The sequence below is a fragment of the Emticicia sp. genome (assembly GCF_049241225.1).
Lineage (GTDB): Bacteria > Bacteroidota > Bacteroidia > Cytophagales > Spirosomataceae > Emticicia.
Genome location: NZ_JBMLRC010000285.1, coordinates 1 through 13,213 on the forward strand (window position 1 = coordinate 1; position 13,213 = coordinate 13,213).

11 protein-coding genes are annotated in these 13,213 nt (G+C 36.3%); 3 read left to right on the forward strand and 8 right to left on the reverse strand.

The window, feature by feature from the left end:
* Positions 1 to 120 precede the first annotated feature (120 nt).
* On the forward strand, positions 121 to 1,344 hold the full coding sequence (locus ACOVO2_RS15335; RefSeq protein ID WP_421770823.1) for a phospholipase D-like domain-containing protein: 1,224 nt from the start codon (positions 121 to 123) through the stop codon (positions 1,342 to 1,344).
* Positions 1,345 to 1,415: 71 nt separating this feature from the next.
* Positions 1,416 to 2,219, forward strand: coding sequence for an alpha/beta hydrolase (locus ACOVO2_RS15340; RefSeq protein WP_421770824.1), 804 nt, complete (start codon positions 1,416 to 1,418; stop codon positions 2,217 to 2,219).
* Positions 2,220 to 2,288: 69 nt separating this feature from the next.
* On the opposite strand, the gene ACOVO2_RS15345 is transcribed toward ACOVO2_RS15340, so the two are convergent.
* The 7 genes from ACOVO2_RS15345 to ACOVO2_RS15375 form a co-directional block, all read right to left on the reverse strand.
* Positions 2,289 to 3,299: a GntR family transcriptional regulator gene (locus ACOVO2_RS15345; RefSeq protein ID WP_421770825.1), complete on the reverse strand. Its 1,011-nt coding sequence runs from the start codon at positions 3,297 to 3,299 to the stop codon at positions 2,289 to 2,291.
* Positions 3,300 to 3,527: 228 nt separating this feature from the next.
* Positions 3,528 to 5,609 (reverse strand): bifunctional aldolase/short-chain dehydrogenase, encoded by a 2,082-nt coding sequence (locus ACOVO2_RS15350; RefSeq protein WP_421770826.1) that lies wholly within the window; start codon positions 5,607 to 5,609, stop codon positions 3,528 to 3,530.
* Positions 5,610 to 5,856: 247 nt separating this feature from the next.
* Positions 5,857 to 6,327 carry a LytR/AlgR family response regulator transcription factor gene (locus ACOVO2_RS15355; RefSeq protein ID WP_421770827.1) on the reverse strand — a complete coding sequence of 157 codons (471 nt, stop codon included), beginning with the start codon at positions 6,325 to 6,327 and terminating at the stop codon, positions 5,857 to 5,859.
* A 249-nt stretch (positions 6,328 to 6,576) separates the two neighbouring features.
* Positions 6,577 to 7,329: a LytR/AlgR family response regulator transcription factor gene (locus tag ACOVO2_RS15360; protein WP_421770828.1), complete on the reverse strand. Its 753-nt coding sequence runs from the start codon at positions 7,327 to 7,329 to the stop codon at positions 6,577 to 6,579.
* 237 nt (positions 7,330 to 7,566) lie between these two features.
* Complete coding sequence (locus tag ACOVO2_RS15365; protein ID WP_421770829.1) at positions 7,567 to 8,694, reverse strand: sensor histidine kinase; 1,128 nt, start codon at positions 8,692 to 8,694, stop codon at positions 7,567 to 7,569.
* A gap of 70 nt (positions 8,695 to 8,764) precedes the next feature.
* Complete coding sequence (locus ACOVO2_RS15370; RefSeq protein WP_421770830.1) at positions 8,765 to 9,214, reverse strand: DUF3291 domain-containing protein; 450 nt, start codon at positions 9,212 to 9,214, stop codon at positions 8,765 to 8,767.
* 65 nt (positions 9,215 to 9,279) lie between these two features.
* The gene (locus ACOVO2_RS15375) at positions 9,280 to 11,043 is read right to left on the reverse strand and encodes a phospho-sugar mutase (protein WP_188766680.1); all 1,764 of its coding nucleotides are present in this window, start codon (positions 11,041 to 11,043) and stop codon (positions 9,280 to 9,282) included.
* A 366-nt stretch (positions 11,044 to 11,409) separates the two neighbouring features.
* Here ACOVO2_RS15375 and ACOVO2_RS15380 point away from each other — a divergent pair, with 366 nt between their 5' ends.
* On the forward strand, positions 11,410 to 12,330 hold the full coding sequence (locus tag ACOVO2_RS15380) for an OmpA family protein (RefSeq protein WP_188766681.1): 921 nt from the start codon (positions 11,410 to 11,412) through the stop codon (positions 12,328 to 12,330).
* A 221-nt stretch (positions 12,331 to 12,551) separates the two neighbouring features.
* Here ACOVO2_RS15380 and smpB read toward each other — a convergent pair whose 3' ends face one another.
* A complete protein-coding gene (gene smpB / locus ACOVO2_RS15385) occupies positions 12,552 to 13,007 on the reverse strand; it encodes an SsrA-binding protein SmpB (RefSeq protein WP_188766682.1) in 456 nt (151 codons plus the stop codon).
* Positions 13,008 to 13,213 lie beyond the last annotated feature (206 nt).

A 13,213-nucleotide genomic window follows, 5' to 3' on the forward strand; every position in this document is an offset into this window, starting at 1 on the left:
ATAAACACCTCGAAGAAATCTTACTCGATAGATTCGATTTGATTTTTGATAAACACCTTTTATAATTGCCGAGTACTTTCTTTACATGAAATTCCTACGCAAGAAGCAAACCTTTAAAATATGACGACCGCATTATTTTCCAATATTGAGAAATCTTTATTATCAAATATAAAAAACACCAAGAATAATTTAACAATTGCGGTAGCTTGGTTTACGAATCCCAAACTTTTTGATGCAATAAAAGTACTTTTAAATGACGGAAAAAAAATAGAAATTATTTTGGCAGATGATTCTATTAATTTTACAAATAAAACCATGAATTTTCAAGACCTTATTGACAAGGGTGTTGAAATACGAATTAGCAGATTTCCTCATTTAATGCACCATAAATTTTGCATAATTGATAATCGATTACTTATTTCTGGTTCATACAATTGGACAAATAATGCTGAGTTTAATAATCATGAAAATGTTATAATTTCTAATGAACTTAACTTGGTTTCTCAATTTGATACTGAGTTTCTTGAACTTAAAAAGAAGACTGAAAAGTTAGTCTCTATTTCAGCTACCACATTCAACTCATATATTTCAAATATTGAAACGCAAGAAGAGTTAAATCTAGTAACTAAAGTTGACGATTCCTCTTTAAATAGACACTATAAAGAAGAAATTAAAGAAAATCAAGAATATGAAATAGATGAAGAAACAAAAGAGCTATTTGAGTCGGCTAACCTACAATATTTACAAGGGAAACATCAAAAAGCGATAGATATTTGTCAAAACATTTTGACAAACTATCCAAATTTGGCAGATGCTTATGAATTAATTGCTGCTTCAAAATGGCGACAAGGTAAATATAAGGAACAAATTGAAAATGCACAAAAGGCCGTTGACCTTGATAATCTTTTTTATGAAGCATATAATAACTTAGGTATTGGGTATGCACATATTAGAAATTCGCAAAAATCAATTGAAAATTATCAAATTTGCATTAATGCAGAACCCGACAATTATACTTATTATCGAAATAGAGCATTATCTTATATTGATTTAGAAACAGATTCTGCTGTACCTAAGAGTTTAAGAGAACAATTTGCAAAAAAAGCAAACTTAGACCTTTTGAAAACGATTGAACTTACAAACCATTTTGAAACGATTGACAATAACTATAAGCTTTATTATTCGAGAGGGGTTGCCAATTTTTATCTAAAAAAGTTTATTCCTGCAAAAAATGATTTAGAAAAAGCTTTAAATCTTTACGAGAGTTCAGATAAAAACAAAAAAGATAGCAACGAATTGAAAGAAATTAAGCAAATAATTAAAGATATTATTTACATGAGGTAGATACGCCCAATCCAATTAGTCTGACGAACTAAACTCATAATTCATAACTCATAATTCATAACTCTTTACCTGTGTTTAAATTAAAATACCTTCAAATTGCCCTTACGATTTACGTTGTTCTGATTGTAGGATTAGTGCTTTTTCAGCGATTCATCATTCTACACCCAAAAAAACTGGCGAAAGACTATCTTTATGAATTCCCAAAAGCTGAAGAATTTTATGTAGTAGTAGCTCCCGAAGTGAAGCTCAACGCACTTAGATTTCCTTCTGAAGATAGTGTTTCGAAAGGCGTAGTACTTTATTATCACGGCAATGCTGATAATTTGGCTCGTTGGGGCGAATATGCTTCCGAATTTACGAAACGTGGCTACGACGTAGTGATGTACGATTATCGAGGCTTTGGAAAAAGTAATGGCCGATTAGACGAACAAAACTTTTTATACGATGCCCAATTTGTTTTCGAAGATTTGAGCCGTCGCTATAACCCTGATAAAATTGTACTTTATGGGCGTTCGCTGGGATGTGGAGCGGCCATCAAAGTGGCTTCAAATAATGCAGTAAAGAAGTTGATTCTCGAAACGCCCTACTACAGCTTACCAGATGTAGCATTTAGTCGTTTTCCGATTTTTCCGTTTAAATATGTTTCTGAATTTCAGCTAAATGCTCACGAATGGCTTCCAAATGTACGATGTGAAGTACATGTTTTTCATGGTACTGATGATGAGATCATTCCTTATAAGCAAAGTATAAAATTGCTCGAATCAACAAACAGAAACCTTGATAAAACCCTCACTACATTACAGGGAGGGCATCACCAAGGTCTTGATAAATTTAAGGAGTATCAGACTAAACTAGACCAATTACTGGCTAATTAAATTTGAAAAGTTGGCAGTGAGTTTGTTTAGTTTTTATATAATAGGTAACATACTTAAAACACACATCCATTATAGACTCTTTCTACGAATCGTGTAGAAAGGGTTTTTTATTTTTATTTGCTTTTTATCAAGCAAAAGAGCAGCGGCCGTTCGGCCCATTGTTTCGAAATCAGTTGTTATAACCGTAATCTCTAGCAACTCTTTCAAAGTGGTTTCATTAAACGAGATGACCCCGATGTCGGTCCCGAGTTCTAAATTCAATTGGCGAGTTTTCTTCACGAGTTCAGCCAAATCGGTTTCTTCTACTACCAAATAAGCTGTTCCTGTTTGTAGAGCTTCGTCTATTGCATTTTCTTTTATTTGAAATTCACGCCCGAAATTTACACAAAACTGACGAAAACCCCGCACAATATCGCTCGGATAATTTCCATCGCTCGGAAAAACCAGCACCATTCGGTTATATTTTTCGAGCAAATCACGGAGTTCGTCGAGAGCATCAAATATATCTTTCTCAAAATCCTGATAAACACTCAAACATGGTTTTGTGTATTCGGGTAAGTCTTTATCAAGCAAAATGAGTTCTTCCGAAGGGATTTTCTCAAGCGTTTTTAAGGCAAGCGTTTTATCATCTTCAGGAAAAAAATGCGGCATAATCACATAATAATTATACTTTCCTATGTTATTAGCGATGATTTCGGCAAAAATTCGAGCATCATAATGATGAATCTGTAAATCGACACTGGCCTTATTACCCAAAACTTTCAAGAAAGCATAATAAATCAGTTTTTTATACGAGCTTAACTTATTGAAAACCAACAAGATACGCATCTTGTTATTATCGGTTCGGTTTACATAAAAGCCCTTTCCTTGCACCGAAGAAATAAAGCCACGTTCCTTCAATTCACGATACGCCTTTTCAACGGTATCACGAGCCAAGTAGTACTCTTCACTTAATTCACTAATAGATGGTAGTTGTTCGTCTTTTTTCAAGACCGCCCGCTCAATATCGGCAACTATTGACTGAACAATTTGCTTATATTTAGGCGTTTTATCGTTGGGGTTGAATTGTAGTTTATACATTTTTTTAATGTAGTTATTGGGAAAACCTTCGCAATATTTTGATGCAAACCTATCTCCATCAAGTATTTCGGAAAGCCTATCGTTTTCGAATAATCATTGAGTAAATGTAATAATTATTCATCTTACAAACTCATTGGTACTAAATATAAAAATGAGTGAATTAAACAATTCACTCATTCTGCTTTCACCTAAGTCGGCTAAATTTCTCCGACCTACTTAACCTTTCTATTATCTTACGAATGCTACTGCCACGCCCCCATCAACGTTCAAGATATTTCCTGTTGATTTCGATAAACTTCCATCAACAAATACTCTTACGGCTTTGGCAATATCTTCGGTCAGAATTTCTTCGTTGAGAAGCGTGCGTGACGCATACATTTTTGGTAAATCTTCTACTTTTATGCCATAGGCTTTTGCACGGCCTTCGGCCCATTCGCCTTCCCAAATCTTACTTCCACGCAAAACCGCATCTGGATTTACTGTATTTACTCTGATTTTATCTTTGCCCAATTCGGCAGCCATAAGGCGAGTCATGTGGGCTTGGGCGGCTTTTGCCGTACCGTAACCAACATTATTTGGCCCCGCAAAAAGGGCATTTTTGCTCGCAATATTCACAATATCTCCACCAGTTGCTTGCTGACGCATGATTCTGACCGATTCCTGAGAAACCAAAAACTGACCTTTAACCAATACATCTTGTAATAAATCCCAGTCGGCAATGGTGTGGTCTTCGAGGGGTTTTGAAATCGAAAGACCCGCACAGTTTACGATAATATCAACCCCGCCATATTGCAGAATAGCATTATGCAACGACTCGGCAATTACCTCTGAGCTTGTTACGTCAATGTTCGTCGTAATAGCCGAATCTTTACCAAATTTCTGACGTAGCTCAGCTTGTGTTTCGCTCAATAAATTACGGTCAGCGGCCACAACACACGCACCTTCTTTCAATAATTCTTCGCAAATGGCTTTACCGATACCGCCAGTTCCGCCAGTTACAAAGGCAACTTTTCCCGATAATGGCTTTGGTTTTGGCATTCTTTGCAATTTTGCTTCTTCCAATAACCAATATTCGATATTAAATGCTTCTTGCTCATCTAAGCCCACATATTCTGAAACCGCCTCAGCACCTTTCATCACGTTAATAGCATTTGTATAAAACTCAGCCGCTACACGAGCCGTTTGTTTGTCTTTAGCAAAAGTAAACATACCCACTTGCGGATATAAAATCACAACTGGGTTAGAATCACGAATAGCTGGACTATTATCGTGTTTACAACGCTCATAATAAGCCGCATAATCGGCACGATAAGCCTCAAATTGTGCTTCAATTGATTCTTTTGTAGTGCCAGTCAACACCATCGGGCGAATTTTTGTACGCAAAAAGTGGTCGGGGCAACTCGTACCTTTTTGTGCCAAACGCTCTAAATCATTTGAATTTACGTATTCCAGCACACGAGCATCATCAGTAAAATGACCCACCATTAGGCGGTAGCTTGAAGCCAAACCACGCAAAGTAGGCATAATTTCGGCAGCGGCTAATTTACGCTCTTCGGCTGGTTTTGATTCTACCTTTGCTCCGCCAAAAACTGGGCGTTTTTTGCCGTAGTTTTTTTCCAAATACTCCGAAGCCATTTCGATAACTTCAAGAGTATTCATATAAGAATCATACGAAGTATCGCCCCAAGTAAACAATCCGTGTCCACCCAAGATTACTCCACGAAGGTTGGGATTCTCTTCAACAGTTTTTGATAATTGAAGACCTAAATCGAAGCCTGGGCGTTGCCACGGCAACCACGCCATCGTATCGCCCCAGATTTCTTTCATAATTGCTTCGCCATCTTTGCTGGCTGCAATGGCAATGAGTGCATCGGGATGAAGGTGGTCGATGTGTTTGAACGGAAGAAGTCCGTGTAATGGCGTATCAATCGAAGGAGCTGCACATTTAGGGTCGAACAAACAATGGTCAAAAAGAGCCACCATTTCATCTTCAAATGCCAACCCTCTGTATCTCTTCTTCAAAGCATGAAGTTTATCGACATAAAGGTTTGCACAACCTTTTTTAGTTAAAGTTCCAATATCACCGCCTGAGCCTTTTACCCACATTACTTCGGCCGGTTCGCCCGTTACGGGATCGGTTTCAGTAATTTTACAGGAAGTATTTCCTCCTGCGTAGTTTGTAAGGCGTAAATCAGCACCGAGTAAATTTGATCGATAAATAAATAAATCCACTTCGTTTTGAACTAATTCAGCGGCTTTAGTTTCATCCCACAAATAGCTAACATGGTTGAATGTTAGTGTTTTTTCCATTGTATAAATAAATTTCTTTTTCAGATAAACAGTTAAGCTACACAAATTTGCGAGTCAATGAGCTGAGTATCTTCATGCACTCTCCTGTTTTCGAAGAATTGTAATAACAAAGGAGTTGATAAATGAGAAGAAATAAAAAATGGATAGACCTTCGGAACAGATCGCTATAAAACAAAATAAAGTGCCGGATTTGACCAGCACTTTATTCCTCGTAACCCAAAAAGTAAAAATTAACCACGAGTAACGTTTAAGAAACTCGGATCGTAGTCTTCAATTTAATCGTAGACGAAACGTTCTGCCCTGTATTACGTAGAAATCTACGGTAATTACGACGGAAATCAGCCGCTTTTCTGCGAGAAATAAATATTTTTTGATCGTGAATCAATACTTCGCCACCTCTGCAATTAAAATACAAATCATCTACGTATTCTAGATTGATTATGTAAGAACGGTGAGGTCTTACGAAGTTAGAGATTTCAAGAAGCTCTTCTTCAAAAATTCTAAGTGTTTTTGAGCTGATGATTTCTCTACCATCTTTCAATTTAAAGATAGTGTAGTTTTTTGCACTTTTCAGGTACAAAATATCACCAAGCTGAATCATGTTGCGTTTGCCCGCAACTCTCATTGCCAAATTTGTTCCGGTGGCTTGACTAGCCACATTTTGAACTACCGTAAAACCTTCCAGGCTCATCGGAGTTGAGTAAAGCAGTTTATTCATACGATTATAAAGGAAAGCTTAAATGTGCTATTGAAATAATGAAAGCAATTTATGTTCCATAATTGAACGGTACAACTACAAATCGGTAAGTGGCGGATAAAAATCGGTAAGTGGCGGATTTATTTTTAAACGGTAGTTTTTAGGAGAAGAAAAACAACTTTTATTAAAAAACCAATATTTTATTTCACTATTTAATGACAAACAGCTGAATCAATTCAGCTGTTATATTTGGTTGGTATTTTGAGACTTTCAAAAATTGCTCAACCATTCTAAGAACTCTTGCTTACGACGACGAGATACTGGGAGTTCGTTTCCTTGCTCGGTTAGAATTGTTCCACCTTCACCTTTTACATATTTCTTTATGTAATCTCGGTTTACTAAATATGAATGATGAATTCGGAAGAAATCATAATTAGCCAAGATATCTTCAAATTCCTTAATATTTTTCGAAACTGTAAGTTTTTGATTATCCGTCAAATGAATATATGTATAGTCATCATCTGCTTCACAATAAACAATCGTATTTACTGGCACAAACTGAAAACCATTAACTACTGAAATCGGGATTTTATTATTTTTATCTCTCGGATGACGAAGATTATTTATCAGATGCTCAAGATTATTCTGTGTATGTTTTCCTTCAATACGTTTTTTTGCTTTTGAAACTGCATCTTTTACTTCTTCTATATTGATCGGTTTTAACAGATAGTCTAAAGCACTAAACTTAATTGCAGTTACGGCATAACGGTCGAAGCCTGTTGTAAATATAACTTCAAAGTTAGGTTTTGGAATTCTTTCTAGTAAATCAAAACCACTTCCATGTGGCATTTCGACATCAAGAAATACAATATCTGGAGAAACCGCATGTATAAGTGTATACGCTTCTTGTATAGAGTTAGCTGTGCCTACAATCTCTACTTCGGTAGCACAAAATTGTTGAAGAATTATCTTCAAGGTTTCGACACTACGATTTTCATCATCAACTATTATAGCCTTATACATTATTGAAATCTTTGTTTAGCAATTTAGCTTTTAAAAAAATTCTTAGTTAATAAATAATTCTAAGAAGAAAACCAACCCATACCAAAATTTTCTTTAAATAATTATTGACATAAATTATTTTTATCAAGCTTTTAATTATTTAAAATATTTTCAGATGGCTTTATTAAAAGTTGTATAAGCAAAAGTAAGATTGTAAATAAGGTATATGTTTTTGCAAAAGAATAAAATGATTAGATATTAACCAAATTTTGGAAATTTTATTTCAATCAAAGTTCCTACATCATTGATTAGTTCTTCTGATGAATCTAAGCGATCAGTAATCGAAAATCTAATATCGGAGTCAGCTATCATGTTAAACGTACGAAGACGCTCTTCGGTAATTTTTAATCCTTGAGACTGATATCCTTTACGGGATTTGGCTTGAATTTGCTTGGCTCGCTCCCGTCCTACACCATCATCTTCTATTCTACAAACCAAAAACTTTCCTTGATTATAGAAATTAATGTATAGATTTCCTTTTGTTTCTTTATATCGAAGGCCGTGATTAATTGCATTTTCGATAAAAGGTTGTAGAATCATTGTTGGAATATCCATAAATTGATTCACGTCTGGCGAAATATCTAAATGAAATTCAAATTTATTATCGAATCTAAGCTTTTCCATTTCTACATACAAGCTTAGTAGTTTTATTTCGTCGGAAAGTGTGATGTATTTACTTCTTGATGAATCTAAAAACAAACGGATCAGGTTGGCAAATTTAGATAAATAATTATTTGCCGAAATACTATCACGGGTAAGAATAAAACTCTGTACGGCATTAAGAGCGTTAAACACAAAGTGCGGATTCATCTGTAACTGCAAAGTACGTAGTTCGAGCTCGGTTACTTGTTTATAATGGCGTTGTTCTTCATCAGCCCAGAATTTGAGGAAACGCTCTCGCCCGTAGAATAACCCAAAGAGTGTAACGAAACAAGCCCCCCAAAACCACCAAGACCTCCACCAAGGATATTCGATCTTAAATTCCAGTATGAGAGGACTACTTTCTTGCTTTGATACTGTCGAGGCAGCTATAACTTCAAATCTGTATATGGCCGGGCTTAAGGTATCTACTCTAATTTCGTTTTTTGGAATTACTACCCATGGATGCACTTTATCTCCCTCAAAACTATTTTCAATAATTCGAAATCTATAAGATACTGCCGATGTGGGCTCGGAGAATCGAACTTCAATGGCATTGTCTTCATAGCCAATATTATATGATTTTTTAATAGGCAAGATTCGACCCGCAATTTCAACTTCACTTATTGTGATTGATGGAGTAGAAAGACTTTGGGTATTCTGACCGTAAATATCAAGTTTTGCCAAAACGCATAATAGAGGTATTGTGAAGCAAAATCGTGACATTCAGGCAAATTTATAGATGATGAAAGATGGGTTAATGAAATGGTAAAAATACATCTTTAAATGTAAATGCAAAAGGAGTTGCTCCATTTTTATTGATACTTTCCAATCTTTCTTTTGCATCTTGTGGTGTTGGCGTATAGTTTTCGGGAATCCACCAAAGAGCGAGCATTGCTTCCGTAGGTTTGGCAAACCATTTATTACGCCCTCGCATTACATTGGCATGAGCAGTTTTAAACGCAAATTCTTTTAAGTCTTCGATACTTTCCCAAACCGACATATTGATGATTATCATCTCGTCATCAAACACTCGTAAAGCAGTGGCATTTTCGTTTTCGCCTTTGAGTCTCCACACGAACCCCTTGCTTTGCTCAGCCAGTGCATTTATTTCGACGAGCTGTGCCACGAAATCTGCCAATAATGGGCTATCAATTGGCTCTAATAATTTTGAAATATTTACCTGGGCGAGGTGAAACTTTTGCATTTGATTAGACAGAAAAAGACCTGTAAGGAAGAAAAATTCTTACAGGTCTTTGGTGTATTGAAATATTAATTCAAATTTAATTCTGCTTGAATCGATTTCACCTTTTCTTTTAAGGCTTCTAAAGTAGCATCAAATTCATCTTTTTTCTTCAATTTGGCTCTTACACCTACATAAAACTTGATTTTTGGCTCGGTTCCCGATGGACGACAAGTAAACTTAGTACCATCGGCCGTGAAGAATTGAAGCACGTTTGATGATTCGATTCCCATTTCGCCAGCTGGAATCGCTTTTTCTTCGCCAGTTTTCAAATCTTTGGTCATGAGCGATTTATAATCATCCATACGGATAACTTTCGAGCCTGCCAATGACTTTGGTGGTTTTGCTCTAAAATCAAGCATCATTTGCTGAATTTCCTCGGCACCCGTTTTTCCTTTTTTAGTTAAAGAAATGAGGCCTTCGTAGTAGAAACCATTCTTTTGGTACATTTCGGCTAAGAAATCGAACAATGAAAGGCCTTCGTTTTTGGCAAATGCTGTTAGTTCGGCAATCATGGCACAACTGGCAATCGCATCTTTGTCACGCACTTTGTCGCCAATCAAATAACCGTAGCTTTCTTCTCCACCACCAATAAAGGTTTGTTTGCCTTCCAGCTCTCTGATCACTTGTGCAATGTATTTGAAACCCGTAAGCGTATTATAGCAATTCACACCCGCTTTGGCTGCCATTTCATCAATCAAATCAGTTGTTACGATTGTTTTCGCTACAAATTCATTTCCTGTTAGTTTTTTGGCTTTTTTCCACGCTTTTAGCAAATAATAGATAATCAAACTTGCCGCTTGATTTCCATTCAATAACTGCCACTCACCTTTCGGGTCTTTTACGGCCATACCCACACGGTCGGCATCGGGGTCAGTTGCTATTACTAAATCTGCATTGATTTCTTGGGCTTTTTTCAATGCCAAACTCATGGCTTCTTGCTCTTCTGGGTTTGGATAAACCACCGTCGGGAAGTTTCCGTCTGGCGTGGCTTGTTCTTGTACTACATGCACATTTGTGAACCCTAACTGAGCCAATGCTTTTGGCACCATCGTAATACCCGTTCCGTGAATCGGAGAGAACACAATACTCAAATCTGATTGTTTTTTAATCATTCTTGGATTCACGCAAATGCTCTTTACAGCTTTCAAATAAGCTTTATCAAGCACTTCTCCAATCATTTTGATGCGTTTCTTTACACCCTTGAACTTGATATCTTTTACATTAGTGATGGCGTTTACTTCGTTCACGATGTTTTTATCGTGCGGAGCAACTACCTGCGAGCCATCTACCCAATAAACTTTATAACCGTTATATTCACGTGGGTTGTGCGAGGCCGTGATAACAATACCACTTTGGCAACCTAACTGACGCACCGTGAATGATAGCTGTGGCGTAGGACGAAGTTCTTTATACAAATAAACCGTGATACCATTGGCCGAAAGAATATCGGCTGCTACGCGAGCAAATTCTGGTGAAAAATTACGGCTATCGTGAGCAATCGCTACTTTTATTTCTTGGCCTGCAAAAGTTTTATTGAGATAATTGGCCAAGCCTTGTGTGGCCGCACCAACCGTATATTTATTCATACGATTAGACCCAACACCTATCTCGCCACGCATACCACCCGTACCGAACTCCAAGTTTTTGTAGAACGAGTCGGTTAGCTGAGTAGCATTTCCATCATCAATGAGTTTCTGAATACTGGCTTTTGTATCGGCATCGTATTTACCTTTGAGCCAAGTTTTGATGTTTTTTTCTGCCGTTGTATCTAATTTGAGTGCTTTTAGCATGACTAAATTTCGTGTTGGTTGAATTTTGTAAAAGATATTTGAACAAATTAAATGAAGTTTTTGATGTTTTTCAAGAATGTCGAATATTTTACTCATACTTTATCAAAAATTCCCCACAAATGCTCAATTTGGGTATTGGTACAGTCTTTTTTATGGCTTAAACATAAAGCTCTTTTATTTAGTTAAAATTGTTGTAGCTGTTTTTTGGCAATATTCGAACACCAAAAAGTGTATACGTCATATTTAAGCTTGAAATCGTCGATAAATTATGCGAATCTTTTTTTAAAATATTTTAATTTATCAATTTTACGATGGAAATTTGTTCTTTAATTACAACTCAAACCAAATTATAAATAGTAATCAAACATGAAAATGTCATTAAAACCAGTATTCGTTTTATTTGTAGGATTATCCCTGACTTCGTGCGTTGCGAAAAAGAAGCTTACAGCTTTGCAATCTCAGTACGATAAAGCACAAGCTGATTTAGTGAAATGCGGCGACTCAGTACAAGACTACAAAGATAAACTTGAGCGTATGAGCAAATTACAACAAGAAAGCGAAGCTCAGAAAAACGCAACTCTTGCAACAGTTCAACAACGTGACCAACAAATCAATGACTTGAAAGACCAAGTAAATGATTTGAGAAAATTACGTGACAAGCAAGTTGAGCAAGTGGGTAACCTAACGGTGTTATCGAAAGCAGCCAATGATAATATCGACAAAACTTTATCACAACTGGCTACAAAAGATAAATACATCAATTTACTTCAAGCTGCTCGCACAAAAGCTGACTCGATTAACTTAGCTTTGGCGGTTAACTTGAAAAGTGTCTTGAATCAAGGCCTTGACGACCAAGACGTAGAAGTAAAAGTAGATAAAACTGTGGTAATGATTAATATCTCAGATAAGATGTTGTTTAGCACAGGAAGCTCGAAAATTTCACCAAATGCCAATGCAGTTTTGAATAAAATTGCCCAAATCGTGAAATCAAGACCAGATTTAGAAGTAATGGTTGAAGGTTACACTGATAACGTAGCTATCAAAACCGACTGCCTTGACGACAACTGGGATTTGAGTGTGAAACGTGCGACATCGGTTGTGCGTACTTTACAACAAAACTTCGGTATCGACCCTAATAAATTGATTGCAGCTGGTAGAGGCGAATTTAACGCTCTTACAACAAACGATACTTCTGAAAATCGTGCAAAAAACCGTCGTACTCGCATTATCTTGATGCCAAAAATCGACCAATTCTACGATTTATTGAATCCTGATAAAGTTAAGTAAGTGCTGAAGCACAATGAATAATGGATAATTGAAAATGGATAATGCTGATTATCAGCGAATTAAACCAATTCATTCATACATCATTATTTAACCTTTAAGTCAACAATAGTTTTGTAAAACAAAAACGGTGGATATTTCTGAAATATTCACCGTTTTTGTTTTTTAAAGATGAAATAGGCTTCTCACTTACAATCATTATCAATTATACATTCTCCATTAAATTAATCTTCACGCATACGCTCACGAGAAACATCTCGCTCTTTGATGCTATCACGTTTATCGTACAATTTCTTACCTTTTGCCAAGGCAATATCCAGCTTTGCCAAACCGCCATCATTGATAAAAAGTCTTGTCGGAATTATCGTTAAGCCCTTGTCGGTCAGTTTATTAACCAGCTTTTTCAATTCTTTTTTCTTCAACAAAAGTTTTCTATCACGAAGTGGCTCGTGGTTATAGTGCGTTCCTTGGTCGTATTTCGAGATATTGAGGTTTTTAACGTAGAGTTCGTCGTTGATAAAAAAACAATAAGCATCAACCATACTGAACTTATTCAATCGAATTGATTTTATTTCAGTACCAGTCAAGACCATTCCCGCCGAATATTTTTCCAGAAAGAAAAACTCAAAACTTGCTTTCTTATTGGTTACATCTATTTTTTTTGCTGCTTTTTCTGCCATATAATTAATATAAATAGTCCACGGTCAATAGTCCACAAGTCCGCAGTAATTTAAGACACTCATCAGTACTATTTTAGCCAAATAAAATTGCTGATTACTTCTGAGCTGTTTCTTACCAAGCTATCGACCATGGTCAATGGACTGTTGACTACACAAAGTTACGAATAAAAAAAATCCCTACCTCAAAAATAGTGGCAGGGATTCCG